We start from the raw sequence: 26,223 nt of genomic DNA on the forward strand, positions 1-26,223 counted from the left end.
TCTACTTCATCTCGTCGGCGATCCGCAGGATGAGTCTGCGGGACTCCGCTGGCCCCAGGGCCGCAGCCCGGAGACCATCCCACAGCCGATTGTAGGCCCGGAGCGCCTCGGGGCCGTCGAGGTAGTCCGCGTCGGTGAAGGTCTCCAGGTAGACCACATCCGAGGCGATCTCCTCCCCGAACCGGAGGATGATGAAATTGAACGAAGCGACCACATACGTCTCGGCATCCAGCGGAAAGACCTGAATGGTGACGTTGGGACGCTTGCCGAGGGTGGCGATATGGGACAACTGCTCCCGCATTGCCGCCCGGTCACCGAGGTCGCGCCGCAGGGCGGACTCGCTGAGGATGAAGTTCAGCTCCGGCCCGTCCGGGCGATCGATGACCTTTTGTCGTTCGAGGCGGACTGTGATCTGCTGCTCGACGTCCTCGCCGTCGATCATGGCCCGGATGTAGGGCTCGGTCTGGAGGATGCCGGGGACGACCTCGGGTTGGTACCAGCGGATCTCTGCCGCGTCCGCCTCCAGGTCGAGGTACTGCCGGAACCAGTCCGGGACGACGTTCCGGTACCCGCTCCACCGGCCACGCTGTCGCCCGGCCCGTGCAAGCTCCCGGAGCGGCTCGACCTCCTCCCCGGTCACTCCGTAGAGATCGAGCAAAAGCTTCAGGTCGGTCAGCCGGATGCCGGACTGCCCCAGCTCCAGCCGACTGATCTTGCTTGATGCGGAGTCGATGACCTCCGCCGCCTCGTCCGGGCTCTTACCTGCGGCCTCTCGGGCTCGTCTGAGGGCATTGCCCAAGCGACGTCGCTGGATCGTCGGGGTGACCATGCCGACGAGTATTCCGCCTCACCGACCGTAAGCCCGACGACACGCCGTAGGTTCCCAAAGCATCTCTCTCGTCGTAGCATCCGTTGCTAGGATCCTAATTTGCGAAACCAGAGTCGCTGTCACCTTCCGGGAGGTCCCATGGCTCGGCACGCGAAGACCCCGTCAAGCGGCGGTCTGCTGTGGAGGATGCGCAGGATCTGGCCGTTCGGGCGACCTCGGGCGAGACCGATAGACCGCCCGGGGCTGGCGACGATCCATGCCGAGCGGGTGGCGGCGTACCGGGCGATCGGTGTGGCCCGGGTGGTCTACCTGCCGGAACGGCCGTTGCTGACCCTCGCCGGGGAGTACCGGGCTGGACTCTGGTCGTGACGGTACGACGGCTGCCCTACCTGGTCCGACGGGCCTGGTACGTCCTCGACTTCCACCGGCACCACCGCTGCCCGCGCTGCACGACCGGCGGGTGGTGCCCGGCCGTCCAGGTGGCCCGGACCCGGATCACGGCGTGGCGTCGCTACCCGAGCCGATGACCGGGCTCCGGGCCGGGGACCTGCTCCACCTCACCCGGGCCGCCAGCGTCCAGTTCGGTACGCCGATCAGGTTCCGCCTCATCCGGGTGCTGGACCTGCCGACGTACCCGGGCTGGTCCTGGCTCGACGGCTACCAGGTGAACGAGAGGGGCGAGGCCGTCGCCCGGCGGGAACTCCTCGTCCGGCTCGCCGGACTCCGAAAGCTGCCCACGCGGAGCAGATCCGCTCCGAAGCCACGGCATCCGTGAGGGGATGGCGATGATCAGACGTACCCGGAAAGATCATGACCGGCCGACGGCGGCCGAAGTGCGGGCGGCCGAGGTGCAGGCCGCCGAGCACGAGGCCGCCAGGCAGCGGATCCTCGCCCAGGCCGAGGCGGAACGGACCCCCCTCGACGACACCACCCGGGCAGTGCCGGACCGGCGGTGGCGGGATGGCCGATGAGCTGCCGGTCGGCCGCCAGGTGGCGTACTGGCGGAACCGACGCAGGCTGTCCCAGCAGGTGTTCGCCGACCGGCTCGGCAAGTCCAAGTCGTGGGTCGACAAGGTCGAGCGTGGGGTACGCCGCCTGGACAGGTGGTCGGTGCTGCGGGAGGTGGCCGAGGCCCTCGGCGTGGACCCGGGCATCCTCCTTGGCAGGGCCGCCCCGCCCACACCCCGCCGACCTACCGACGAACCGCCCGCCCATGCCCATCCAGGGGACGAGCCAGCCACCGGGGTCGGCACGGTCCGGGCCGCCCTCACCCGCCACCCCGGGCTGCTGCCGCCAGCCTGTCGCAGCCCCGTCGACCCGAGCAGGTACCGGGTCGGCATCGCCCACGCCGAGGCCGGGTACCACCGCGCCGACTACCCCTCGCTGCTGCGCCTGCTGCCCGGCCTGCTCGACGAAAGCCACCGCCGGGAGGTCCCCGTCGACCTGCGCGTTCGGGCGTACCGGCTCACCGCCCAGGTCATGGTCAAGCTGGGTACGCCGGAGCTGGCCTGGCTGGCCGCCGACCGGGGCCTGGCCCTGGCCACCGGCACCGACGATCCGGTGCTGGTGGCGGTCGCGGCCCTGCCCTTCGGCCAGGCACTGCGGGCGGCCGGTCGCCACCGGGCCGCCTTCGAGACGGCGATCACCGCCGCCCACCAGGTCGCACCGCCAACCCCTGATTCTGGTACGCCGTCCGAGCGGTCGGCCTGCGCGGCGCTGCTCGTCCAGGCCGCCCTCGCCGCCGCCGCACACGGGGACCCCCCGACCGCCCGGGACCTGCTCGACGATGCCAGCGCGTCGACAGAGCCCGACGGGACGCAACGGGCAGCGGTCGACGCGGCCCGGGTCACCGCCGCCACGGCACTCGGCGATGACCGGCTGGCCGTCGAGTTGCACGAGGCGCTGACGACACGGCCCGGGTGGCGGGGGCTGCCGATCGAGCACCGGGCCGCGTGCCTGCTCGACGCCGCCGGGGCGTACCTGGGAAACGGCGATCCTCGCGGGGCCTCCCGGGTGCTGCTGGACGCCGACCGGCTCGCCCCGACCGAGGTGCGGATCCGCCCCGCCGGACGGGCGGTGCTGGCCGAAGCGCTGACCAGGTCGAACGCCCCCGACCCGCATCTCGGGAGTTGTTCCACGTCACCTACTGGATCGCCCGGCACTACACCCGGGATGCGGCCCACCTCCCGGCGAGCGCCCTCACCTTCGACCCGAAGCTGATCGCCCCATCGGACGCCACCGACGTGCGGCAGCAGAGCCAGGCCGAGGTGCAGGCCCTCGCCGAGAAGCTCGCCGCCCGGGACGCGGCCCTGGCCGCCGAGCGGGAGAAGCGTGCCACCCTCGACGCCGAGCTGGCGAAGCTGCGGGCGGAGGTCGCCGCCGCGAAGGCCGCCAACGAGGCCCGCCCCGACGACCACGACTACGACGAGAAGCAGACCCGGGACCTCTTCATCGATCTGATGCTGGCCGAGACCGGCTGGCGGCTCGACGGCCCGGAGGACCGCGAGTTCCCCGTGACCGGCATGCCCAACGCCACGGGCACCGGCTTCGTCGACTACGTCCTCTGGGGTGACGACGGCAAGCCCCTCGCGGTGGTCGAGGCCAAGCGGGCCCGGCGGGACGCCACCGACGGCAAGCAGCAGGCCAAGCTCTACGCCGACTGCCTGGAGCGGCGGTACGGCCAGCGCCCGGTGGTGTTCTACACCAACGGGTACGACGTCTGGCTCTGGGACGACACCGCGTACCCGCCCCGCTCGGTTCAGGGCTTCTACACCAGGGACGAGCTGGCCCTCCTGATCCAGCGGCGCAGCATCCGCCTGCCTCTCGCGGAGGTACCCGTCCGGCAGGAGATCGTCGAGCGGCACTACCAGCACCGGGCGATCCGGAAGATCGGCGAGGCCTTCGAGCGGGACGGGCAGCGGCAGGCCCTGGTGGTGATGGCCACCGGCGCCGGGAAGACCCGGACGGTCATCGCCCTGGTCGACGTGCTGATGCGGGCCAACTGGGTGAAGAACGTGCTTTTCCTCGCCGACCGCAAAGCACTGGTCAAGCAGGCGACCGATGCGTTCAAGGCCCACCTGCCCAGCGCGGCCACGGTCAACCTGGTCACCGAGAAGGACACCGAGGGCCGGGTGTACGTCTCGACGTACCCGACCATGATGGGCCTGATCAACACGACCGGGAGCGGTGGGCGGCGCTTCGGGCCGGGCTACTTCGACCTGGTCATCATCGACGAGGCGCACCGGTCGGTGTATCAGAAGTACCGGTCGATCTTCTCCTGGTTCGACGGCCTGCTGGTCGGGCTCACCGCGACCCCCCGCAACGAGATCGACCGCAACACCTACAGCCTGTTCCAGTTGGAGGACGGGGTCCCCACCGACCACTACGACCTCGACGAGGCGGTGCGGCAGAAGTACCTGGTCCCGCCGCGCGCCTTCTCCGTGGCGACCGACTTCCACCAGCGCGGCGTCCGCTACGACGACCTCAGCGAGGAGGAGAAGGACGAGTGGGACTCGGCCGACTGGGGTGACGACGGCCCGCCGGACAGCGTCGACGCGGACGCGGTCAACAAGTGGCTGTTCAACAACGAGACCGTGGACAACGTCCTGGAGACCCTGATGACCCACGGCCACAAGGTGGCCGGTGGGGACCGGATCGGCAAGACCATCATCTTCGCCCGTAACCAGGCCCACGCCGACTTCATCCAGGAGCGGTTCGACCTGGCGTACCCGCACCACGCCGGGCACCGGGCCCGGGTCATCACCTACAAGACCACGTACGCCCAGAGCCTGATCGACGCGTTCTCGCAGTCGGAGAAGGACCCGCACATCGCGGTCTCGGTGGACATGCTCGATACCGGCATCGACGTGCCCGAGGTCGTCAACCTGGTCTTCTGCAAGCCGGTCCGGTCGAAGTCGAAGTTCCTCCAGATGATCGGCCGGGGCACCCGGCTCTGCCCGGACCTCTACGGCCCCGGGCAGGACAAGAAGGACTTCCTGGTCTTCGACTTCTGCCGGAACTTCGAGTACTTCAACGAGAGCCCCGAGCAGGCGCAGGGGAAGCTGACCGAGTCGCTGACCGAGCGGCTGTTCAAGGCCCGGCTCGACCTGGTCCACCGCCTGGACCAGCGGATTCCCGCCGACTCCGGCCCGGAGACGGAGGCCGACGGCACCCAGAGCGAGGCGGGCCTGCGCTGGGATCTGGCCCGGGGTCTGCACACCCAGGTGGCGCAGATTCACCTGAACGACTTCGTGGTACGCCCCAAGCAACAGCTCGTGGAGTACTACGTCGACTTCTCGAAGTGGCACCGGCTCACGTCGGAGGCGGTGCACGAGATCGGCGGCAACCTCGCCGGACTGCCCACCACAGTGCAGGACAGCGACGAGGCGGCCAAGCGGTTCGACCTGATGGTGCTGCGCCTCCAGCTCGGCCAGTTCGAGGTCGTGCCCGGGTACGACCGACTGTGCAGGCAGGTGCAGGAGATCGCCTCGACCCTGCTGGAGCAGACCAGCATCCCGGCGGTCCGCGAGCGGCAGCAGCTCCTCGACGAGGTGGCCGGGGACGAGTGGTGGGTCGACGTGACCCTGCCGATGCTGGAGCTGATGCGTCGGCGACTGCGCGGTCTGGTCCGGCTGATCTCGAAGGCCAAGCGGGCCATCGTCTACACCGACTTCAGCGACACCCTGGGCGAGATCTCGCTCGTGAAGCTGAACGACATCCGGATCGGCACCGACTTCGAGCGGTTCCGCCTGAAGGCCCGGGCGTACTTGCAGGCCCACGAGGATCACCTGTCGTTGCAGAAGCTGCGCCGCAACAAGCAGCTCTCCCCCACGGACCTCGATGAGCTGGAGCGGATGCTTCTGGCCAGCGGGGGCGGCACCGAGGAGATCGACCAGGCCCGTCGCTCGGCCCAGGGGCTCGGGCTCTTCATCCGCTCCCTGGTCGGGCTCGACCGGGAGGCGGCGAACGAGGCGTTCAGCGGATTCCTGGCCGGTCGTACCCTCACCGCCAACCAGATCAGCTTCGTCGACCTGATCGTCGCCCACCTGATCCAGAACGGGGTCATGGAGCCCATGCGGCTCTTCGAGTCCCCGTTCAGCGACATCGCCCCGGATCCCGACTCGCTTTTCCCGTCGGCCGACGTGGACCGCCTGATCACGATCCTCAAGTCGGTCCGGGAGACCGCCGCGCCGGCCAGCGAGGTGGCCTGACGAAAGAGCCGGACGCCGAGGACCGGTTGGCCTGCTCTGTCAGGTCAACCGGGCAGGGTGTCAACCGGACGCATCGCACCTCTTGGGTGTCGCGATCGGTGGCCGCCCCGGCGGCGACCGCCGTGGCCCAGCGCCCCGAGACCCCGACCCCGGAGGAAAGGCCCCCTGTCGATGCTGCGCGTACAGCGGGGCACCCCTCTAACGACCCCTGCCCTCCATTAGGGGGACAAGGTTCGAACCGAACCGCGCCCCGGCACGTAGGAGGGTCCGTCGACGCCCCCCAGCCCCCACGAACGGAGACCAACAGTGCCTGACGACAGGAACCCATCCCAGGAGAAGAAGCCCTGGGAGATGACGGCAAACGGTCTACGGGACCGGGCCAATATGAGGGCCTTCTCGGGGGACTACGACACTGTCGTTGCGGCAAGAGGAGAACTTGCAGGGCAGGGGATCGACAGCCCTGTGGTGAATCACGTCCAAACCACAATGACCGGGGCTTGGCTGGCCGCATACCGAGACGCCGCGAATTCGGCTGCCTCAAGCAGTTCACCGCAGGCTGACACGTCGTACGTCGCCGGCATGACCTCGCCCTGGGCCGGCGGCACCGTCGCCTCGACGGCTCAGCAGGACGCCCGGTCGAACCCTTCCGCCCCCACCACCCCGGCCAGTACGACGACGCAGGGACCCCACCAGAACAGCAACGGGCACAAGCCCTGACAACCGCTTCTCCCAGCTCGCCAGAGGTCTGCGCATCTGCGGTCGCCCCCGGCGAGCAGGGGACGGAGCGGCCGGGGGTCCCGGCGCGACTTCAGCAGGTGGCACCGGCTCACCCCGGAGGCGGCGAACGAGGCGTTCAGTGGATTCCTGGCCGGTCGTACCCTCACCGCCAACCAGATCAGCTTCGTCGACCTGATCGTCGCCCACCTGATCCAGAACGGGGTCATGAAGCCCATGCGGCTCTTCGACTCCCCCTTCAGCGACATCGCCCCGGACCCTGACAAGCTCTTTCCGCCGGCCGACGTGGACCGCCTGGTCACGATCCTCAGCTCAGTCCGAACCACCGCCGCGCCGACCAGCGAGGTTGCTTGACGGGAAAACCTCCGCCGGGGACCTGTCTGACCTGCTCTGTCGGGTCAGCCGGGCAGGGTGTCGATGGGCTGACCGGTGACTGCGGCGATGAGGTCGAAGTCCTTGTCGACGGCGAGGACGGTGAGCCCCGTCTTCTCCGCAGTCGCCGCGATCAGCAGGTCCGGGATCGAGGGAGCCCGGTGCTGACCCCGATCGGCGAGCAGCATCTGCACCTCCAGGGCTCGGTCCTCGATGGCGGGTGTCAGGTGCTCGATGGGCATCAGGGACAGGGGTGGGGCGCCGAACTGACGACGCCCCACCACCCCGGAGCGTGCCGAGTAGCCGAGTTCGAGCCGGGTGATGGTGGAGAGCCGGACCAGTCCACGACTGATGCGTGCGCTCCACTCGTCGCGGTTCACCGCTTCACCGAGCTGGAGCCGGACGTACGCGGACTTGTCGATCAGCCAGCTCGTCACCGCCACGCGGCCTCCATGAGCGCCGGGTCGGCCAGATCCGCAAACGCCTCGGCGGACCGGTCCCAGTCTTCGGCGGTGACGGTCTGCTCGCCGACGGGGGTGAGGTTCTCCTCGAACTTACGGCGTAGGTACTCGTTGCGGGACAATCCGAGGTTGGCCGCCAAGGCGTCGATCCGGTCGACGGCTTCCTGGCTGAGATCACGAACGAGGATGTTGGGCATGGTGACACCTCCGATCCAGAGCCTGCTATCACGATATCACGGTGACAACGAGCAGGATCTCCGAGCGTGACGGGTCGACTACCAACGGAGCACCCGGAGGGTGGACGGCCACTCGCCGGCCGAGAAACTCGGCACCTCCAGTTGAACCGACGACCCCTCGCATCCGTCCTGACGGTATCCGGCCGGCATCACCACAGTGGGAGCAACGACGAACCAGTCACCGCCACGCGGGCCGCGTCCCGGTGGAGAGCCAAGAGATCTTCGAGCCGATCTGACAGAGGTGAAAGATGAAAGAGAAGTACAGCGCCGAGGAACGCAAGCAACACGTCCTGGGGTGGGCGCAGGCCAGACTCGACGAGGGAAAATCGAGGGACGCGTACGCGAGGGAGAACGGGATCTCGACCGCCTCGCTGGCCAATTGGACGAACGGGGACAACGGCGTCAGATTAACCACTGAGGAAAAGAAGCTGGTAAACCAAGCGAGACGAGTTGCAGATCACCAGATCTACTCACCCGAAGACCGCATTCGACACGTTATGAAATGGACCCAGGAATGCCTGAGGAGTCCAATGTCAACGATCGAATACGCGGAGATGAATGGCATTGCATCCTCAACCTTCACCCGGTGGGTCAACGGGAACGGCACCACCTTCACGCCCGCCGAACAAGAAATCATAAACCAAGCAAAACAAGCGGCCTCCCACCGGATCCACCCGGTCGAGGAACGCATAAAACACGCCGTCAACTGGGCAGAAGAAGGAATTGCAAACGGAACAACCATGGCCGAATACGCCGCAGCGCACGACCTTCCGATAGGAACGCTAAACAATTGGACCAACGGGAACAACGGCGTCACCCTCACACCCCAACAGCAGGATGTCATCGACCAGGCAAAACAAGCCACTCGACGGATTCTGCCGGTCGAGGAACGCATCAAACACGTCGTAAGCTGGGCAGAAGAAGGCGCTGCACGCGGAACGACCATGGCCGAATACGCCGCAACGCGCGGCCTTTCGCTCGAAGCACTGAGAAGTTGGGCGAACGGGGGCACAAACGCCACCTTCACGCCCGAACAGCAGAAAACCATCTACCAGGCGAAACAAGCCAGCTCCCAGCAGACCCCCGTCGCGGAACGCGTCGAACACGCAGTGAGCTGGGCAGAAAAACGCATTGCACACGGAACAACCCTGGCCGGATACGCCGAAGAGAACAACCTTCCACCCCAAACACTGAGCAATTGGGTAAACGGGAAATTCGTCACCTTCACACCCGAACAGCAGAAAACCATCGACCAGGCGAAACAAGCCGGCTCCCAGCGGACCCAAGCACAGGCTCGACCGGATGAAGACCGACGTGCAGCCGACATCGCGAGTACGAATTCGATGGTGGCGTTCGCGGCTGGGAGCAGAGGGAGGAAATACGCCTGGATGTCCCCAGGAGGGGCCGGTGCCACCTCCAGCGCCGCGGAACCACCTGGTAGAGCCTGGCGCACCGACCAGAGCAGGCCGGAACGGCGGAGCCAGTCGCCCAGATCCTGAGCGATTCCCGCCCCGGCAGACCCGGGGCGGTCACCGTTCGTCGGATGACTCCGTAACTGTCTCGACCAGGAATCAGGCGGTGGGGGCGAGTGAGGCGTACACGTCGATCAGGCGCTTGGTGACCACGTCGGGGTGGAAGGTGCGCTCGTAGCGGGACCGGGCCGAGGCCGACAGGGCGGCGGCCCCCGCCGCCGCGACCGGGAGGGCGGCGGCCAGGGCGGCCGGGTCGGCCGGGACCACCCATCCCGCCTCGCCCTGCACCAGGGCCGCCCCGACGGGTGAGCCTGGGTGGTCCGCGCCGACCAGGAACGGGATGCCGCCGAGGTTGGTGCCGAGCACGGGGCGGCCACTGGCAAGCGCCTCGATGATCACGGTGGGGAGGACGTCGTGCCAGGTGGAGGTGGCCAGGACCACGGCGCTGGCGTCCAGGGCGGCGCGGACCCCCGCCCGGTCCAGGGGGCCGAGGAAGGTCACGTCGGCGCGCTGGGCGGCAGCCGCCTCGACCAGCGGACGCAGCTCGCCGTCACCGGCGATCCGCAGCGGGCCGAGCGAGCCGTCGGGGTGCCGCCGCCAGGCGTCCAGTAGCAGGTCGAGGCCCTTCTCCGGGGAGAGCCGCCCGAGGAAGAGGAACCCCTCGCCGAGCGAAGCGGGCGGGCCGGGGTCGGGGATCGCGTTCGGCTTGACCACGATCCGGTCGGCCGGTACGCCGTAGTCGCGCAGGTGGTCGGCGACGGCGGAGGTGAGGGCGATGAACCGGTCCACCGAGTGCCAGGTGCCCCGGTGGACGGCGAGGGTGGTGGCCATCAGGGCGCTCTGCACCGTCGAGCCCCGGTAGCACCGGTTCTTGATCGCCGGGACCCCGAGCGTCTTGCCCCGGCAGTCCTGGCAGATCTTGCCGTCCCGGAAGTAGAGCCCGGAGGAGCAGACCTGGCGGTAGTTGTGCACCGTCTGGACCACCGGGACCCCGTGCCTGTGGGCGGTCCGGACCACCCAGGGCGAGAGCAGCGGGTACGGGTTGTGCAGGTGCAGGACGTCCGGCCGGTGCTCGGTGAGCAGCCGGGACAGGTCGGCCTGCGCCTTCGGGGCGTAGATCGGGGAGATCGGCAGCAGCGCCTTCGACGTCTTCGACATCGAGGGGATCTCGTCGGAGCTGCGGACGAACTGCAGCACCTCGACTCCGGCCGCCCTGAGCTGGGCGGTCTCCACGTCGACGATGGTGTTCTCCCCGGACGGCTGAGCTTCCCGGTACCGGTTGTGCGCCACCACGATTCTCACGCCGTGACACGCTACCGTTAGGTTCGTGCCCGAACTACCAGAGGTGGAGGCGCTCGCCGGCTACCTGCGACAACGAACTGTGGGGCGGCGTGTCGACCGGCTGGACGTGGCGGCCGTCAGCGCCCTGAAGACGTACGACCCGCCGACGAGCGCGGTGGCCGGCCGCACCGTCGTCGACGCCCGGCGGCACGGCAAGTTCCTGGACGTGGTCGTCGACGCAGGGCTGCACCTGGTGGTGCACCTGGCCCGGGCCGGGTGGCTGCACTACCGGGAGGGGTTCCCCTCCGCCGCACCGCTGCGCCCCGGGAAGGGGCCGATCGCCCTGCGGGTACGCCTCGACGACGGCTCCGGTTTCGACCTGACCGAGGCGGGCACCCAGAAGAGCCTCGCCGTCTACCTGGTGACCGATCCCGCCCAGGTGCCGGGGGTTGCCCGGCTGGGGCCGGACGCCCTGACGGTGGACCAGTCCGTCTTCGCGGAGCGGATCCGGAGCCGCCGGGGGCAGGTCAAGGGGGTGTTGACCGACCAGCAGGTGCTGGCCGGGGTCGGCAACGCGTACTCCGACGAGATCCTGCACGCGGCGAAGCTTTCGCCGTTCGCCCTCACCGACCGGCTGACCGACGAGCAGCTGGCCACCCTGCACGCCGCTACCCGTCGGGTGTTGACCGAGGCGGTGCAGCGGTCGGTGGGCCAGCGGGCTGCGGAGCTGAAGTCGGAGAAACGGTCCGGTTTGCAGGTGCACGCCCGGACCGGCCTGCCGTGTCCGGTTTGTGGTGACACCGTGCGCGAGGTCTCCTTCAGCGGTTCCAGTCTCCAGTACTGCCCCGCCTGCCAGACCGGCGGCCGGACGCTCGCTGACCGCAGGTTGTCCCGACTTGTACGGTGAGTGACGCCACCGGCCGTTCGTCGGCGGGAAACGCCCATCAGGCGGAGAACCCCCCGCTCGCCGCTGCCGCCCGCCCGGTCTCCGCCGGTATAGTGGCCCGGTCCCCGGCTGCCGAGCGTGGCAGAACCGGCCAGATCCCATCGAACTCCACCGAACACAGCAGGTCGAGCACGTTCACGTCCGGTCGGGGTACGCATGGGGAACGGAACCGGTGGGCGATCCGCGCCCTCACGGCACGTGAGCGGTACGCGTCAGGGAGGACAGGGTTGAGGTGACGACTAGCCTCCAGCGCCCAGTATCCAACTCAGGCCGGAGCAAAGCCGTGCGGCATGTCGACAGCTTCGAGATCCAGCCGCCCACACCTGCGTCTCCCAACGGGGTGCCCCGGTCGGCCTGGGCTCGGGCACGGCGGCGGGTGTCCCGCTGGCACCGCCCGTACATCGTGCTGCTCATGCTGCTGGACTTCGGGGCGGCGGCGGTCGCCAGCCTGATCGCCATCGAGTCGTTCGACCAGTCCCGGGCCGGGTTCTACCAGGCAGCCGAAGACCCGACCTGGTTCTACACGGTGGCGTTCGGCCTGCTCCCGCTGGGCTGGATGGTCATCCTGTGGGGCAACCGGGCGTACGACCGGCGCTACCTGGGACTCGGACCCGACGAGTTCAAGCGGGTGATCCGGGCCGGGGTGGCGGTGGTCGCGGCCGTCTCCTTCCTCGCCTTCGCCACCAAGACCGACCTGTCCCGGTTCACCGTCGGCACCGCCCTGCTCGGCGCGCTGCTGCTGGTCCTGCTCAACCGGATCCTCTGCCGCTTCGTGCTGCACGTCATCCGGCGCAACATGAGCCAGGCCGGGCACCGGATGGTCCTGGTCGGCACCCTCCCGGAGTGCCTGGAGGTCTACACCGCAGTCACCCGGGTCCCGAGCGCCGGTCTGGTGCCGGTGGCCATCCACCTCACCGACGGCTACACCGCCACCCGGGGAGTGGAGACCCCGGTCCCGGTGTACGCCGGGCGAGACGTGCTCGCCCTGGTCCGGGAGGTCGGCGGGGACACCATCGCGGTCTGCGGTTCGGCCAGCGCCGAGCCCGGTGAGCTGCGCCGGTTGGCCTGGCAGCTGGAGGGCTCCGGGGTCGACCTGGTGGTGGCCCCGCAGCTGACCGACATCGCCGGTCCCCGGGTGCACATCCGCCCCATCGAGGGCCTGCCGCTGCTGCACGTGGAGGAGCCGACCCTGTCCGGGCCGGCCCTGCTGGCCAAGAACCTGATGGACAAGGCCGCCGCCGGGCTCGGCCTGCTGGCGCTCGTCCCGCTCTTCGTGGCCATCGCGATCGCCATCAAGATCTCCGACCGGGGGCCGGTCTTCTTCCGGCAGCCCCGCGTCGGCCACGAGGGGCGTACCTTCCGGGTCTGGAAGTTCCGGACCATGTACGTCGACGCCGAGGACCGACTCGCCAGCCTGGTCGACCAGAACGAGACCGACGGCATGCTGTTCAAGATGAAGGAGGACCCCCGGGTCTTCCCGGTGGGCCGGTTCCTGCGTGCCTCGTCGATGGACGAGCTGCCCCAGTTGATCAACGTGCTCAAGGGCGAGATGTCACTGGTCGGGCCGCGTCCGCTGCCCGCCGACGACGGTGACTTCCTGGGCGACGTCCGGCGGCGGCTGCTGGTCCGGCCGGGGATGACCGGGCTCTGGCAGGTCTCCGGGCGTTCCGACCTGTCCTGGGACGAGGCGGTCCGGCTCGACCTCTACTACGTCGACAACTGGTCGCTGACGTACGACCTGAGCATCCTGTGGCGCACCGTCGGTGTGGTCCTGGCCAGCAAGGGCGCGTACTGACCGGCACCCGGGATCCGGGGTGACCGCCGCACTCGGTGGGGCGGTCCTGGTCGGTGCGTTGGGCGCGGCGCTGTGGGCGTTGGTCCGGCTCCGGGCCCGTCGGGGGATCGCCACAGCCACCCAGCGGGCCACCTACGAGGTGCTGCACACGGTCGGGCTGGCCGCCGAGCCGCTGCGTACCGGGTTGACAGAGGCGGGGGCGGCGAAGGCCGTACGCCATCTGCGGACCCTGGTGGGCGCTGCCGGGTTGGCGCTGACCGACCGGGCGGAGCTGCTCGCCCTCGACGGGCGGGGTGGCCACCACGCCGGGCAGCTACTCGCGGCGGCCCTGCGGACCGTGGCGACCGACCGGTCGACGGTCCTCGGTCAGGCGGAGCTGCGCTGCGACCGGGTCGACTGCCCGGTACGCGGGGCGGTGCTCGCCCCACTGCGCGCCGCCGGACGGGTCGTCGGGGCGCTGGTGGCGGTCGCCGACGACGCCCCCGCGCCGGGGCTGGTGCAGGCGACCCTGGAGACGGCGTACTGGGCCGGCAACCAGATCGCCCTGGCCGAGCTGGACGCGTCCCGGGAGCGGCTGGCCCGCGCCGAGGTACGCGCGCTGCGCGCCCAGATCAGCCCGCACTTCATCTACAACGCGCTGACGGCGATCGGCTCGTTCGTCCGCACCGACCCGGAGCGGGCCCGGGAGCTGATCCTGGAGTTCGCCGAGTTCACCCGCTACTCGTTCCGGGCCCACGGCGAGTTCACCACGCTGGCCGAGGAGCTGCGCTCGATCGACAGGTACCTGACCATCGAGCGGGCCCGGTTCGGGGACCGGTTGCAGGTGCGGTTGCAGATCGCCCCGGAGGTGCTGTCGGTGACCCTGCCGTTCCTCTGCCTGCAACCGCTCGTCGAGAACGCGGTCCGACACGGGTTGTCCGGCAAGCCCGGCACCGGCATGGTGAGCATCGAGGCCCGGGACGCGGGTGCCGAGTGCCACATCACGGTGGAGGACGACGGCGTGGGGATGGATCCGACGACCCTGACCTCAGGGATCGCCGACCTGGCCGGGAGCGACCCCGGCGACGACTCCGGCCAGCACGTCGGCCTCTCCAACGTCGACGAGCGACTCCGGTCGGCCTTCGGGGACCGGTTCGGCCTGGTCGTCGAGACAGGTGTCGGCTCGGGTACGAAGGTCAGCCTCCGGGTGCCGAAGTTCCATCCCGGCGTACGGGTCACCTCGTGAACGGTTTCCTGCGGGTGCTGGCTGTCGACGACGAACCGCCGGCCCTCGACGAGCTGGCGTACCACCTGCGGGCCGACCCCCGGGTCGCCCGGCTGCACACCGCCTGCGACGCCACCGAGGCGCTGCGGGTCCTGCGCGACGACGACGTGGACGTGGTCTTCCTCGACATCCGGATGCCCGGCCTGGACGGCATGGAGCTGGCCCGGGTGCTGCAACGGTTCGCCAGACCCCCGGCGATCGTCTTCGTCACCGCGTACGACGACGGGGCGGTGGACGCCTTCGACGTGGGGGCGACCGACTACGTCCGCAAGCCGGTCCGGGCCGAGCGGCTCGCCGAGTCGCTGCGCCGGGTGATCGGCGCCCGGGTGGTGCCGAGTCATCCGGCCGCGTTGGCGCGGGCCGAGGAGGATCCGACGATCCCGGTCGAGCTGGCCGGGAGCACCCGGATGCTGCCCCGTTCGGCGGTCCGGTGGGTGGAGGCGCAGGGCGACTACGCCCGGCTGCACACGGGGGACGGCTCCCACCTGGTCCGGGTCTCGTTGGCCACCCTCGCCGAACGGTGGGCGGACGGCGGCTTCGTCCGGATCCACCGGTCGTTCCTGGTCCAGCTCCGGCTGATCACCGAGCTGCGACTGGTCAACTCCGGTTACGTGGTGGTCGTCGACGACACCGAACTGCCGGTCAGCCGACGACACACCCGGGAGTTGAAGGACCGCCTGGTCCGCGCCGCCAAGCAGGACTGGTCCCGCTGACGCCAATAACAAGACTTCTTGTACGTCATTCGTTGTCGGTCTAGGGTGTCGGTATGTCCGAGCCCTCTCCCGCCCTGCACCTGACCGACCCCCGGGCGATGCGCGCCCTGGCCCATCCCACCCGGCTGCGCCTCCTGGGCGAGCTTCGAGCACGTGGACCGCAGACCGTCGGCATGCTCAGCGACCTCGTCGACGAGGCGGCGGGGTCGGTCAGCTACCACGTCGGCAAGCTCGCCGAACACGGCTTCGTGGTCCAGGCCCCGGAGCTGGCCCGTACCCGCCGGGAACGGTGGTGGAAGGCGGCACACTCGCGTACGACGTGGGAACCGCTGGAAACCCTCGACAACCCTGAGCGCAGGGCCGCCTCGGACCTGCTCCGCCGCGCCGTCCTCCAGCGGTACGCCGACCGGTTGCAGGCGTACCTGGACACCGAGGCCACCCTGGAGGCGCGCTGGGTCGAGGGCACCACCAGCGGCGACAACCTCCTCCACCTGACCAGCGACGAGCTGGTGGAGCTGCGCGCGGACGTCGAGGCGCTGGCCGCCCGGTGGGAGGCCCGCAGCGATCCGGAGCGCGCCGGGGCGGAACGGGTCGCGCTGATCTACCACGCGTTCCGCTGGCCCCGGTGAACGCCGCGCCGCACCGTCGAGGCCCGCTGGCCGGGCTGCTGATCGGGCACGCCGTCTCGATGACCGGCAACATGCTGACCTTCATCGCGTTGCCGCTCTACGTGCTAGCGCAGACCGGCTCACCGACCGCCACCGGCATCACCGGCGCGTTCGCCACCGCCCCCGTCGTCCTCGGCGGCGCGTTCGGCGGCGTCGTCGTCGACCGGATCGGCTACCGTCGCGCCAGCATCCTGGCCGACCTGGTCTCCGGTGTCACAGTCGCCGCGGTGCCGCTGCTCGACGTGACGATCGGGCTGCCGTTCTGGGCGCTGCTCGCCCTGGTGTTCCTCAGCGGCCTGCTCGACACCCCCGGTCAGACGGCCCGCAACGCACTGCTCCCCGAGGCGGCTGCCACCGCCGGCGTACCACTGGAACGAGCCGTCGGCTGGTACGAGGCGACCGAACGCGGTGCCCGACTCGTCGGCGCACCCGTGGCCGGTCTGTTGGTCGCGGCCCTGGGAGGGCTGACCGTCCTGGCCATCGACGCCGCCACGTTCGCCCTGTCGGCGGCCGTCGTCGCCCTCCTCGTACCCGCAACCCTCCGTCCCACCGAGCAGGCGTCCGGTGGCGACGGCTACTGGCGGGAGTTCGGTGCCGGGCTCCGCTTCCTGTTCACCGAACCGCTGCTGCGCGCCGTCGTCCTGCTCGTGCTCGTCACCAACTTCTTCGACGCGACGAAGTCCAGCGTCCTGCTTCCCCTGGTCGCCGAACGGGAACTCGGCGGAGCAGCCGCCTTCGGCCTGCTGGTCGGGGTGATGGGCGGCGGTGCCGTGATCGGTTCCCTGACGTTCAGCGCCGTCGGACACCGACTACCCCGACGCGCCACGTTCGTCACCGCCTTTGCCCTGGCCGGGGCACCACCGTTCTGGAGCCTCGCAGCCGGGTTTCCCCTCCCCGTACAGGCGGCCGTCTTCGGCCTCGCCGGACTCGCCGCCGGTGCCATCAACCCCCTCATCGGTGCTGTCAAACTCGAACGGGTACCGGCCCACATGCGGGCCCGCGTCTACGGCGTCATCGGTGCCGGTGCGTGGGCCGCCATCCCCCTCGGGGCTCTCGGCGCCGGCCTCGCCGGCGACCACCTCGGCGTCACGCCCACCCTGGTCGCAGTAGGTGTCGGCTACTTCCTCGTCGTCCTCACGCCCCTGCTCGGCGGCCCCTGGCGCACCCTGGACCGTCCGCAGCCGGACCGACGACCCCACGACCGCGCGACCGTACCGACCTGAAAGCGCCGACCTCCCACCCGCCACCGACGACGACGGGCGCGCGTGCGGCGTGCGGGTGCGGTGGTGCGGGTGCGGCGATGCGCGTGCGGCGTGCGGCGTGCGGGTGCGGCGGCGGGTGCGGCCCTATCGACCGACACTGCCGACCACCAGCAACAACGATGAGTTGTCCACGGGGTTATCCACAGCTGTGGAGAGTTCTCCACAGGTTTGTTCACAACCTGTCCGACCGTCCAGATCGTCGCCCATCCCCTGCCTTCGACCGCCCTTCCTCCCATCGACGCCCACCAACGGCCCGAACGAACGGCACTCCACACGGCCGGAACTCCCCACAGCCGGCACTCCGCACGGCCGGCAACCAGGCCCGGCAGGCACCCCGGTCGTGCGCGGCCCCGGCCCCTGTGGCCGGGCCGGGGTAGGGTCCCCGGCGCGCTGTCGAACTGCCCCCACCAACGAGACCGGCGCTCGGTGCAGGGGCGGGCGTCCGAGGTCGGGTGGTGGGGCTCTCCCTGGTCGACCCGTCGGACGAACGCGGTCCCGCCAGAGCTTCGGGGCACCTCAGCCGACGGTCTTGCACCCGTCCGGGGACTTCTGTCCCGCCTGATGCCTGCCAGCCTGCTTGTGCTGTTCGGGCCGGCGATGTTTTTCAGCCCGCCTGGTTCCTTCCAGCCCGCCTGAGGGATCGGCGTCTCCTCGTCGATTTTCACGAGGTGTGCGTGCCCCGACTGTGGGGGCAGCTCTACAGCGTGCACGAGACCTATCCTGACCTGCGACCAAGCACCGGGGCAGACCCGCCAGGAACGCCGGTTACGGAGGCCAGGCGGGGTGCCTGCGGACGGACGGGAACGCTTGACAATCCGGCGAGGGCGGTGAGACTGCGTCAGTGGCCGCCCTCGATCCCCTCCCTCCCCACCGGCCCCGGGGCGACGGTCACCGGACCCGGATCGTGCTGGCCGAGGTGTCTCGTCGGGCACCGTCGGCCGAGCTGACCCGGACCGAGTTGACCGAGCAGACGGGGGTGGGCGAGGCGCTGGTGCGGGGGCTGGTCCGGGCGCAGCTCGCGCTGGCCGTACGGATGTCGCTGGTGGTGGCGATCGGTCTCGGCGGTCTGCCGTTGCTGTTCGCGATCGCCCCGGTGGTGGGGCGGACCACAGTCGCCGGAGTCAACCTGCCGTGGCTGCTGCTCGGGGTGGCCTCCTTCCCCTTCCTCATCGCCGTGGGCTGGGGATATGTTCGGCTCGCCGAACGCAACGAGCAGGATTTCACCGACCTCGTCCAGCGGCCGGAGCCCTGAGTTGGACGGTAACGCCCTCGTGGTCCCGGCGATCGTGACGGTCACCCTGATCACCCTGGGCATCGGCTTCTACGGGCTGCGACTGGCCCGGACCACCTCCGACTTCCTGGTCGCCTCCCGCAGGGTCAGCCCCACCTGGAACGCCGCAGCGATCGGTGGGGAGTACCTGTCGGCGGCGAGCTTCCTCGGCATCGCCGGGCTGGTCCTCAAGTATGGCGTGGACGTGCTGTGGTACCCGGTCGGATTCGCCGCCGGATACCTCGCCCTGCTGCTGTTCGTCGCCGCCCCGCTGCGTCGCTCCGGGGCGTTCACCCTCCCCGACTTCTGCGAGGTACGGCTCCGGTCGCAGCGGCTGCGTACCCTGGCCACGGTTTTCGTGATCTTCATCGGCTGGCTCTACCTGGTGCCGCAGTTGCAGGGGGCGGGGCTCGTCCTGGCCACGTTGACCGGATCGCCGTACCCGGTCGGGGCACTGGTGGTGGCGGCGGTGGTCACAGCGAACGTGGCGCTCGGCGGGATGCGGGCGATCACCTTCGTCCAGGCGTTCCAGTACTGGTTGAAGTTGACGGCCCTGGCCGTACCCGTGATCTTCCTGGCGTTGCAGTGGCAGGCCGACGGCCGCCCGGCGGTGACCCCGCCCGACGGGCCGACGTTCCGGACCGCGACCACCGTCGTGGTCGAGGACCGGGCGACCCTGACCTGGCCCGACGGCGCGACCCGGCAGGTACGCCCCGGCGACGAACTCGACTTCGCCGCCGGTGACCCGGTGCCCGAGGTGTCCGGGGTGGCGACCGGAGCCGCCGACTGGCTGCTGCCCAGCGCCGCCGGGGACGACGACCGGGGGCTGTTCGCGACGTACTCGCTGATCCTGGCGACCTTCCTCGGCACCATGGGGCTTCCGCACGTCCTGGTGCGGTTCTACACCAACCCGGACGGGGCCGCCGCCCGTCGGACCACCCTGGTGGTGCTGGCCCTGGTCGGGGCGTTCTACCTGCTCCCCACCCTGTACGGGGTCCTCGGCCGGATCTACACCCCGCAACTGCTCGTCGCCGGCGGAACCGACGCCGTGGTGGTGCTCCTCCCCGGGGCGGCCCTCGGCGACGGCACCACCGGTCGGGCCCTCGCCGCGCTCGTCGCCGCCGGGGCCTTCGCCGCCTTCCTCTCCACCTCCTCCGGGCTGCTCACCAGCGTCGCCGGGGTGATCTCCACCGACGTTCTCGGACGCGGGTCGGTACCCGGATTCCGGCTGGCCACAGTCGTCGCCGGTGGAGTCCCGACGGTCCTCGCCCTCAACGTCTCCGGGCTGGACGTCTCCCAGGTCGTGGGGCTGGCCTTCGCTGTCGCCGCGTCCAGCTTCTGCCCACTGCTGGTCCTCGGGATCTGGTGGCGGGGACTGACCGACGTCGGAGCCGCCGCCGGGATCCTCGCCGGAGGTGGAGCGGCAGTCTCGGCGGTCCTGGTCACGGTGCTCGGGCCGCCCCTGTCCGGCTGGCCGGCCACCTTCGTCGCCCAGCCGGCCGCCTGGACGGTGCCGCTGGCCTTCTCGGTGATGATCCTCGGGTCGCTCGCCTCCCGCCGCCGCACCCCCGGCGACGTCGGCACGATCATGCTCCGGCTCCACGCCCCCGAAGCCCTCCGCTTGTGACCTGGTCACTTCCCGATACGGTCGGGGCATGAGTGAAGAGCACCCGGCGCTCAGCCTGCGCGGCCTGGCCAAACGGTTCGACACGAAGGTGGCTGTCGCGGGCGTCGACCTCGACGTGCCGACAGGCTCGTTCTACGGGCTGCTCGGTCCCAACGGCGCGGGCAAGACCACCACCCTGTCGATGGCCGTCGGCCTGCTCCGCCCGGACCACGGACAGGCCCGGGTGCTCGGGTACGACGTCTGGACCGACCCGGTCCGGGCCAAACAGCTGCTCGGCGTGATGCCCGACGGGGCTCGCCTCTTCGACCGGCTCACCGGGGCCGAACTGCTGGCGTACCAGGGCCTGCTGCGCGGCATGGACCCGGCGGTGGTGGACCGGCGGGCCACCGAGCTGCTCGACGTCCTCGCCCTCGGCGACGCCGGGCGGACCCTCGTCGTCGACTACTCGGCCGGGATGAAGAAGAAGATCGGCCTGGCCTGCGCGCTGCTGCACGGCCCCCGACTGCTGGTGCTCGACGAACCGTTCGAGGCGGTCGACCCGGTCTCCGCCGCCCTGATCCGCGACATCCTCCAGCGGTACGTCGTCGGCGGCGGAACGGTGATCTTCTCCAGCCACGTGATGGAGGTCGTCGAGCGGCTCTGCTCGCACGTGGCGATCCTCGCCGACGGGGTGATCAAACGGGTCGGCACCCTCGCCGAGGTGCGCGCCGACCGGCCCCTGGAGGAGGTCTTCGTCGAGGTGGTCGGCGGGCGTACCGCCACCGGCGAGGAGCTGTCGTGGCTGTCCCGGTGAGTCCGACCGGGAGCCTGCCGGTCGGCACCGACGTCGGCCCGGTACGCCCGGTCAGGGCCCGACACTTCGTCCGCCTGAAGCTGCGGGTCACAGCGAACAACTTCAAGGGCCAGAGCTGGCGGATCGTGCTGTACGTCGTCGGTGCCTTCTTCGCCCTCTGGTTCGCCCTGGGCGGGTTCCTCGCCCTCGCCGCCCCCGGCCTCCTCGGCGAGCACCAGGCCGCGATCATCGTCACCGGGATCGGCGGGGGTCTGCTCACGATGGGCTGGCTGCTCCTGCCGCTGGTCTTCTTCGGGGTCGACGAGACCCTCGACCCGGCCCGTTTCGCGTTGCTGCCGCTGTCCCGCCGTACCCTGCTCCTCGGTCTGTGCGCCGCCGCCCTGGTCAGCCTTCCCACTGTCGCCGCGCTGCTCGCCCTCTGCGGCCTGGTGGTCACCGCCGCCGCGCTGGGCGGCTGGGCGGCGGCCGTCGCCGCCGGGGTCGGGGTCCTCGCCGGGGTGCTCCTCTGTGTCGCCGGCAGCCGCGCCCTGACCAGTGCCTTCGCCGCGATGCTGCGGTCCCGTCGGGTCCGTGACCTGGCCGCCGTCGGACTCGCTGTGCTCGCCGCGCTGCTCGGGCCGTTGCAGATCGGCCTGGTGGCCGCGATCGCCGCGGCCGACTGGGACCGGATGGCCGCTGTGGCCCGGGTGGTCGGCTGGACGCCGTTCGCCGCACCCTGGACCGTCGGGATCGACGTGGCCGAGGGTCGGGCCTGGGCGGCCCTGGTGAAGCTGCTGATCACCGGGGTCACGGTGGTCGGGCTGCTGCTGTGGTGGTCCAGGTCGTTGGAGAGCGCGATGGTCGGTACGGCCACCGCCGGCCCGGCCACCGTGAAGAACAGCGGCCCGGTCGGCAGCCCCGTCACCCAGCTCTTCCCCCGCAGCCTCGGCTGGCTCGGGCGGACCCGGTTCGGCGCGTTGACCGCCCGGGAGTGCCGGTACTGGTGGCGGGACGCCCGGCGGCGGGCCAACCTGATCACCCTCGCGGTGGTCGGGGTGTTCGTGCCGGCGGTGGTCAACGTCGGCGGGTCCGGGTTCCAGTTCGACGGGGCCGAGGGATTCGACGTCCTGACCTCGGCGAGCCCCGTCGCCGTCAGCCTGTCGATGGTGATCGTCGGGGCGCTGGCCGCCGTCACCATCGCCAACCAGTTCGGTTTCGACGGCAGCGCGTACGCGGCGAACGTGGTCGCCGGGGTGCCCGGCCGGGTCGAGTTGCTGGCCCGGATCGCCGCCTTCTCGGTGTACGTGCTGCCGATGCTGGGCGTCGTCTCGATCGTCCTGGTGGTGGTGCTCGGCGAGCCGGGCTGGATCGGGTTGACGCTGGGCGTCCTGCTGGCCACCTACGGGGGTGGGCTCGCTGTCAACACCTTCCTGTCGGTGCTGGCCGCGTACGCGCTGCCGGAGACGAGCAACCCGTTCGCGATGAGTTCCGGTGCCGGGGTGGCCCGCAGCATGCTGACCCTGGTGTCGATGGTCGTCGCGGCGATCACTGCGGTGCCGATCCTGGTGGCGGCGCTCCTGCTCGGCGACGCCTGGTACTGGCTGGCCCTGCCGGTCGGTGCCGCGTACGGCGTCGGTATGGCGTGGCTCGGGGCGTACCTGGCCGGTGACGTCCTGGACCGTCGGATGCCGGAGTTGCTCGCCACCGTCACCCCGCGCCGCTGACAGGTGGAGGAGTAGGACGTGCCAGTCGTCGAGTCGGTGACCACCGTCGCGGTCCCACCGGAGTTGGCCTTCGCCGTGTCGCAGACGGTCGCGCCGGTGCGGTACCGCTGGGACCCCTTCGTCCGGGAGCAGCACTTCGTCGACGGGGCGACCCGGCCGGGCCGGGGGGTCCGCACCTTCACCCGGTCCCGGCACGGCCTGACGATGGTCAGCGAGTACGTCTCGTTCGCCCCGCCGACGAACGTGGGCATGAAGATGGTCCGGGGGCCGTGGTTCTTCGAGATGTTCGCCGGGGGTTGGCGGTTCGCCCCCGGCCCCGAGCCGGACACCACCGTCGCCACCTGGCGGTACAGCTTCCGCTGCCGACCGGCGTGGCTGCGACCGGTCGCCGACCGGATCGGGACGTGGCTGCTGGGCCGGGACATCCGACGGCGGATCGCCGGGTACGCCGCCGGCTGCGCCGACGAGGAGGTGCTCGCCGCCGCCCGCCGGTCCCTCGACCCCCCGCCCGACCGACCGGTGGACGCCCGAGAGGCGGACCGGCCCGTGGACTCCCCGCCCGACCGGCCCGTGGACTCCCGAGACGCAGACGGGTGACGTTCGCGGCGGCACAATGTTTCACGTGAATCATCAGAGGCCAGGCGCCGAGATCCACCACACCGACCCGTTCGCCGTACCGACCGGGCAGCGGTCCCCCGCACGGCGGCTGCGTGGCCGACTCGCCGCGCCGGTCACGCTCTGGACCGCCCCCGGACCAGCCGGGCTGACAGTCTCCTCCACCCTGGTCGCCGAGGGGGAGCCGGATCGGCTCCTCGGGCTGGTCGACCCCGAGTCGGACCTGTGGGCGGCGGTGGAGGACTCCGGCCGGTTCGCCGTCGCCCAACTGGGTCCCGCGCACCGGCAGCTCGCCGACCGGTTCGCCGGTCTCTTCCCCTCCCCGGGTGGCCTCTTCGCCATCGGCGAGTGGACCGACACTCCGTACGGGCCGGTGCCCGCCGACGCCGGGGGCTGGGCCGGGTGTCGCCTGGACACCTCCCGCGAGTACGGCTGGGGCCTGCTCGTGGAGGCCACCGTCGAGGTTGTCGACCTGGCCGAGGAGAGTGCTCCCCTGCTCCACCACCGAGGCCGTTACCGCACCCTCGACACCTGACCCCGCCCCGCCTCCGGCGGCGGTCCCGCCCGGCGTGGCGTGGCGGGAGGGGGACCGTTCGTCGGAGTGAGCTGTGTCACTGGGCGCAGGGGGTGGGCCGTTCGGCGCAGTCGTCGACCGGTGCCGATCCAGACCTTCCCGGGCAGGGACGGCGCTTTCTACGGTGCGCCAAACCCCACGCCTGCCGAAGGTGGTGATCCACGATGTCAACGGACCAGTCCGCCGCGTCCACCGACGACGCCCAGCGGTACCTCGCCGTACAACGGTCGGACGAGTTCGGCGCGCTCCGTCGCGCGCTGCGCGGCTTCGTCTTCCCGATGACCGTCGCGTTCTTCCTGTGGTACTCGCTCTACGTCATTCTCTCCGCGTACGCCCGGGGCTTCATGAGCGCGAAGTTGTTCGGCACGAACATCAACGTCGCCCTGGTCTTCGGCCTGTTGCAGTTCGTCTCGACGTTCGGGATCGCCTGGCTCTACTCCCGGTACGCCGGTCGACGGATCGACCCGATCGCCGACCGGATCCGGGACGACCTCACCGGGGGTGAGAAGTGAACGCCCTCCTGGCGGCCGAGGCCGGCAACAGCGACACCGCCCGTACGCTGACCATCACCCTGTTCGTGGTGCTGGTGGCGGGAACCCTGGCGATCACGATCTGGGCCAGTCGGCAGACGAAGACGGCTACCGACTTCTACGCCGGTGGCCGCTCCTTCTCCGGGTTCCAGAACGGTCTGGCGATCGGCGGGGACTACATGTCCGCCGCGTCGTTCCTCGGGATCGCCGGGTTGATCGCCCTGTACGGCTACGACGGGTTCCTCTACTCCATCGGGTTCCTGGTGGCCTGGCTGGTGGCGTTGCTGCTGGTGGCGGAGCTGTTGCGCAACTCGGGCCGGTACACGATGGCCGACGTGCTGGCCTTCCGGATGCGGCAGCGGCCGGTCCGGACGGCGGCTGCCGTCTCCACCATCACGGTGTCGATCTTCTATCTGCTGGCCCAGATGGTCGGGGCGGGGGCGCTCGTCGCCCTGCTGCTCGGCATCAGGCCGGGGACCACATTCCTCGGGATGGGCGCCGACACCGCGAAGGTCGCCACGATCATCCTGGTCGGGGCGCTGATGATCATCTACGTCACGGTCGGCGGGATGAAGGGCACCACCTACGTGCAGATCGTCAAGGCGGTGCTGCTGATGGGCGGCACCCTCCTGATGACCCTGCTGGTGCTGGCCAAGTACAACTTCAACCTCTCCGCCCTGCTCGGCGACGCGGCCTCCGCGTCCGGCCAGGGCAGCGCCTTCCTCGAACCCGGGCTCCGGTACGGCGTCGAGGTCGCCGGCAACGCGACGCAGACCTTCTACAACAAGGTCGACCTGCTCTCCCTCGGCATCGCCCTGGTGCTCGGCACCGCCGGCCTGCCGCACATCCTGATCCGGTTCTACACGGTGCCCACGGCGAAGGCCGCCCGGACCAGCGTGCTCTGGGCGATCGGCATCATCGGCACCTTCTACCTGTTCACCCTGGCGCTCGGGTTCGGGGCGGCGGCACTGGTCGGCGGGGAGGCGATCCTGGCCCAGGACCGGGCCGGCAACACCGCCGCACCGCAGCTCGCCGAACGACTGGGCATCGACTTCTTCGGCGGCGACGTCGGCGGGGCCGCCATGCTGGCGATCATCGCGGCGGTCGCCTTCGCCACCATCCTGGCGGTGGTCGCCGGGCTCACCCTGGCCTCCTCGTCCAGCCTGGCGCACGACTTCTACGCCAACGTGATCAAGCGGGGGGAGGCCTCCGAACGTCAGGAGGTACGGGTCGCCCGGATCTCGGCCTTCGGCATCGGGGCGATCTCCATCGTCCTGTCGATCTACGCGCAGAACCTGAACGTCGCCTTCCTGGTGGCGCTGGCCTTCGCGGTGGCCGCCTCGGGGAACCTGCCGGCGATCCTCTACAGCCTGTTCTGGAAGCGGTTCAACACCTCCGGCGCGGTGTGGGCGATCTACGGCGGCCTGCTCTCCGCGGTGCTCCTGGTGTTCTTCTCCCCGGTGGTCTCCGGCGCGGCGACGTCGATGTTCCCCGACCACGACTGGCAGTGGTTCCCGCTGTCCAACCCGGGCATCCTCTCCATCCCGTTCGGTTTCCTCTGCGGCTGGATCGGCACCGTCATCTCGAAGGAACACGACGAGGACAAGTACGCCGAGCTGGAGGTCCGGTCGCTGACCGGAGTCGGCGCGCACTGAACGGCCCGGTCGTCGTCGCCGGTCCGACCGCTGGTCGGCGACGACGACCGGGCGGCGTGGCTGTCGCGACCCGGTGATCCGGCGTGGGGGGGGCCGGGGTGGTGCCCCCGTTGGGGGGGGCCCCCCCCCCCCCCCCCCGCCCCCCGGGGGGGGGGTGGAGGTGCCCCCAGAGTGTGGGGTGGGGGGTGGGCTACGGTCGACCCCGCCGGGTG

General features: G+C 70.5%; 26 protein-coding genes and 1 pseudogene. 23 read left to right on the forward strand and 4 right to left on the reverse strand.

Annotation, left to right across the window (positions count from 1 at the left end):
- Position 1: 1 nt before the first annotated feature.
- Positions 2-829 (reverse strand): helix-turn-helix domain-containing protein, encoded by an 828-nt coding sequence (locus tag ABT336_RS10390; protein ID WP_350896238.1) that lies wholly within the window; start codon positions 827-829, stop codon positions 2-4.
- 138 nt (positions 830-967) lie between these two features.
- Between ABT336_RS10390 and ABT336_RS10395 the strand changes: the two genes are divergently transcribed.
- The 8 genes from ABT336_RS10395 (at position 968) to ABT336_RS10430 (ending at position 7,128) form a co-directional block, all read left to right on the forward strand.
- A complete protein-coding gene (locus tag ABT336_RS10395; RefSeq protein WP_350896239.1) occupies positions 968-1,198 on the forward strand; it encodes a hypothetical protein in 231 nt (76 codons plus the stop codon).
- The gene (locus tag ABT336_RS10400) at positions 1,195-1,356 is read left to right on the forward strand and encodes a hypothetical protein (protein WP_350896240.1); all 162 of its coding nucleotides are present in this window, start codon (positions 1,195-1,197) and stop codon (positions 1,354-1,356) included. The genes ABT336_RS10395 and ABT336_RS10400 overlap by 4 nt, the downstream gene beginning before the upstream one ends.
- Positions 1,332-1,604 (forward strand): hypothetical protein, encoded by a 273-nt coding sequence (locus ABT336_RS10405; protein ID WP_502891148.1) that lies wholly within the window; start codon positions 1,332-1,334, stop codon positions 1,602-1,604. Before ABT336_RS10400 ends, ABT336_RS10405 begins: the two co-directional genes overlap by 25 nt.
- 10 nt (positions 1,605-1,614) lie before the next feature.
- Positions 1,615-1,800, forward strand: coding sequence for a hypothetical protein (locus ABT336_RS10410; RefSeq protein ID WP_350896241.1), 186 nt, complete (start codon positions 1,615-1,617; stop codon positions 1,798-1,800).
- Positions 1,790-3,049 carry a helix-turn-helix domain-containing protein gene (locus tag ABT336_RS10415; protein WP_350896242.1) on the forward strand — a complete coding sequence of 420 codons (1,260 nt, stop codon included), beginning with the start codon at positions 1,790-1,792 and terminating at the stop codon, positions 3,047-3,049. Before ABT336_RS10410 ends, ABT336_RS10415 begins: the two co-directional genes overlap by 11 nt.
- Positions 2,959-6,039 (forward strand): type I restriction endonuclease subunit R, encoded by a 3,081-nt coding sequence (locus tag ABT336_RS10420; protein WP_350896243.1) that lies wholly within the window; start codon positions 2,959-2,961, stop codon positions 6,037-6,039. Before ABT336_RS10415 ends, ABT336_RS10420 begins: the two co-directional genes overlap by 91 nt.
- 579 nt (positions 6,040-6,618) lie before the next feature.
- Positions 6,619-6,756: a hypothetical protein gene (locus ABT336_RS10425; RefSeq protein WP_350896244.1), complete on the forward strand. Its 138-nt coding sequence runs from the start codon at positions 6,619-6,621 to the stop codon at positions 6,754-6,756.
- Positions 6,757-6,792: 36 nt separating this feature from the next.
- Entirely contained in the window at positions 6,793-7,128 is a 336-nt protein-coding gene (locus tag ABT336_RS10430) for a type I restriction-modification enzyme R subunit C-terminal domain-containing protein (protein ID WP_350896266.1), read from the forward strand.
- A gap of 44 nt (positions 7,129-7,172) precedes the next feature.
- On the opposite strand, the gene ABT336_RS10435 is transcribed toward ABT336_RS10430, so the two are convergent.
- Together ABT336_RS10435 and vapB are read right to left on the reverse strand one after the other, a co-directional pair.
- On the reverse strand, positions 7,173-7,589 hold the full coding sequence (locus ABT336_RS10435; protein ID WP_350896245.1) for a PIN domain nuclease: 417 nt from the start codon (positions 7,587-7,589) through the stop codon (positions 7,173-7,175).
- Positions 7,580-7,804 (reverse strand): type II toxin-antitoxin system VapB family antitoxin, encoded by a 225-nt coding sequence (gene vapB / locus ABT336_RS10440; protein WP_350896246.1) that lies wholly within the window; start codon positions 7,802-7,804, stop codon positions 7,580-7,582. Before vapB ends, ABT336_RS10435 begins: the two co-directional genes overlap by 10 nt.
- A gap of 287 nt (positions 7,805-8,091) precedes the next feature.
- On the opposite strand from vapB, the gene ABT336_RS10445 reads away from it, so the two are divergent.
- On the forward strand, positions 8,092-9,342 hold the full coding sequence (locus ABT336_RS10445) for a hypothetical protein (protein ID WP_350896247.1): 1,251 nt from the start codon (positions 8,092-8,094) through the stop codon (positions 9,340-9,342).
- A 72-nt stretch (positions 9,343-9,414) separates the two neighbouring features.
- Here the strand turns inward: ABT336_RS10445 and ABT336_RS10450 are convergent, their stop codons facing one another.
- Positions 9,415-10,617: a glycosyltransferase family 4 protein gene (locus ABT336_RS10450; protein ID WP_350896248.1), complete on the reverse strand. Its 1,203-nt coding sequence runs from the start codon at positions 10,615-10,617 to the stop codon at positions 9,415-9,417.
- Between the two features lie 25 nt (positions 10,618-10,642).
- Between ABT336_RS10450 and ABT336_RS10455 the strand changes: the two genes are divergently transcribed.
- The 14 genes and pseudogenes from ABT336_RS10455 to ABT336_RS10520 all read left to right on the forward strand — a co-directional run bounded on the left by ABT336_RS10455 (position 10,643) and on the right by ABT336_RS10520 (position 26,011).
- The gene (locus ABT336_RS10455; protein WP_350896249.1) at positions 10,643-11,503 is read left to right on the forward strand and encodes an Fpg/Nei family DNA glycosylase; all 861 of its coding nucleotides are present in this window, start codon (positions 10,643-10,645) and stop codon (positions 11,501-11,503) included.
- A gap of 322 nt (positions 11,504-11,825) precedes the next feature.
- A complete protein-coding gene (locus ABT336_RS10460) occupies positions 11,826-13,337 on the forward strand; it encodes a sugar transferase (protein WP_350896250.1) in 1,512 nt (503 codons plus the stop codon).
- 19 nt (positions 13,338-13,356) lie between these two features.
- Positions 13,357-14,562 carry a sensor histidine kinase gene (locus ABT336_RS10465; protein WP_350896251.1) on the forward strand — a complete coding sequence of 402 codons (1,206 nt, stop codon included), beginning with the start codon at positions 13,357-13,359 and terminating at the stop codon, positions 14,560-14,562.
- Positions 14,559-15,314: a LytR/AlgR family response regulator transcription factor gene (locus tag ABT336_RS10470; protein WP_350896252.1), complete on the forward strand. Its 756-nt coding sequence runs from the start codon at positions 14,559-14,561 to the stop codon at positions 15,312-15,314. The genes ABT336_RS10465 and ABT336_RS10470 overlap by 4 nt, the downstream gene beginning before the upstream one ends.
- A 53-nt stretch (positions 15,315-15,367) precedes the next feature.
- Positions 15,368-15,943: a helix-turn-helix domain-containing protein gene (locus ABT336_RS10475; RefSeq protein ID WP_350896253.1), complete on the forward strand. Its 576-nt coding sequence runs from the start codon at positions 15,368-15,370 to the stop codon at positions 15,941-15,943.
- Entirely contained in the window at positions 15,940-17,205 is a 1,266-nt protein-coding gene (locus ABT336_RS10480; RefSeq protein ID WP_350896254.1) for an MFS transporter, read from the forward strand. The genes ABT336_RS10475 and ABT336_RS10480 overlap by 4 nt, the downstream gene beginning before the upstream one ends.
- 880 nt (positions 17,206-18,085) lie before the next feature.
- Positions 18,086-18,496 (forward strand): DUF485 domain-containing protein, encoded by a 411-nt coding sequence (locus ABT336_RS10485; protein WP_350896255.1) that lies wholly within the window; start codon positions 18,086-18,088, stop codon positions 18,494-18,496.
- 1 nt (position 18,497) lies between these two features.
- A complete protein-coding gene (locus ABT336_RS10490) occupies positions 18,498-20,141 on the forward strand; it encodes a sodium/solute symporter (RefSeq protein ID WP_350896256.1) in 1,644 nt (547 codons plus the stop codon).
- A gap of 28 nt (positions 20,142-20,169) precedes the next feature.
- A complete protein-coding gene (locus ABT336_RS10495) occupies positions 20,170-20,934 on the forward strand; it encodes an ABC transporter ATP-binding protein (protein WP_350896257.1) in 765 nt (254 codons plus the stop codon).
- Complete coding sequence (locus ABT336_RS10500; protein WP_502891149.1) at positions 20,919-22,637, forward strand: ABC transporter permease; 1,719 nt, start codon at positions 20,919-20,921, stop codon at positions 22,635-22,637. The genes ABT336_RS10495 and ABT336_RS10500 overlap by 16 nt, the downstream gene beginning before the upstream one ends.
- Before the next feature lie 18 nt (positions 22,638-22,655).
- Positions 22,656-23,234, forward strand: coding sequence for an SRPBCC family protein (locus ABT336_RS10505; protein WP_350896258.1), 579 nt, complete (start codon positions 22,656-22,658; stop codon positions 23,232-23,234).
- A gap of 4 nt (positions 23,235-23,238) precedes the next feature.
- Positions 23,239-23,787 (forward strand): annotated as a pseudogene (locus tag ABT336_RS10510) (flavin reductase family protein); the annotation flags it as partial.
- A 203-nt stretch (positions 23,788-23,990) separates the two neighbouring features.
- Positions 23,991-24,338, forward strand: coding sequence for a DUF485 domain-containing protein (locus ABT336_RS10515; protein WP_350896260.1), 348 nt, complete (start codon positions 23,991-23,993; stop codon positions 24,336-24,338).
- Positions 24,335-26,011, forward strand: coding sequence for a monocarboxylic acid transporter (locus ABT336_RS10520; protein ID WP_350896261.1), 1,677 nt, complete (start codon positions 24,335-24,337; stop codon positions 26,009-26,011). Before ABT336_RS10515 ends, ABT336_RS10520 begins: the two co-directional genes overlap by 4 nt.
- Positions 26,012-26,223 lie beyond the last annotated feature (212 nt).

This window comes from Micromonospora sp. NPDC000207, assembly GCF_040300925.1.
Lineage (GTDB): Bacteria > Actinomycetota > Actinomycetes > Mycobacteriales > Micromonosporaceae > Micromonospora.

Excerpts from the sequence above, each read along its gene's own strand:
- ABT336_RS10390 (WP_350896238.1), bottom strand. The coding sequence starts at position 829 with ATGGTCACCCCGACGATCCAGCGACGTCGCTTGGGCAATGCCCTCAGA.
- ABT336_RS10395 (WP_350896239.1), top strand. The coding sequence starts at position 968 with ATGGCTCGGCACGCGAAGACCCCGTCAAGCGGCGGTCTGCTGTGGAGG.
- ABT336_RS10410 (WP_350896241.1), top strand. The coding sequence starts at position 1,615 with ATGATCAGACGTACCCGGAAAGATCATGACCGGCCGACGGCGGCCGAA.
- ABT336_RS10415 (WP_350896242.1), top strand. The coding sequence starts at position 1,790 with ATGGCCGATGAGCTGCCGGTCGGCCGCCAGGTGGCGTACTGGCGGAAC.
- ABT336_RS10425 (WP_350896244.1), top strand. The coding sequence starts at position 6,619 with ATGACCTCGCCCTGGGCCGGCGGCACCGTCGCCTCGACGGCTCAGCAG.
- vapB (WP_350896246.1), bottom strand. The coding sequence starts at position 7,804 with ATGCCCAACATCCTCGTTCGTGATCTCAGCCAGGAAGCCGTCGACCGG.
- ABT336_RS10445 (WP_350896247.1), top strand. The coding sequence starts at position 8,092 with ATGAAAGAGAAGTACAGCGCCGAGGAACGCAAGCAACACGTCCTGGGG.
- ABT336_RS10475 (WP_350896253.1), top strand. The coding sequence starts at position 15,368 with ATGTCCGAGCCCTCTCCCGCCCTGCACCTGACCGACCCCCGGGCGATG.
- ABT336_RS10495 (WP_350896257.1), top strand. The coding sequence starts at position 20,170 with ATGAGTGAAGAGCACCCGGCGCTCAGCCTGCGCGGCCTGGCCAAACGG.
- ABT336_RS10515 (WP_350896260.1), top strand. The coding sequence starts at position 23,991 with ATGTCAACGGACCAGTCCGCCGCGTCCACCGACGACGCCCAGCGGTAC.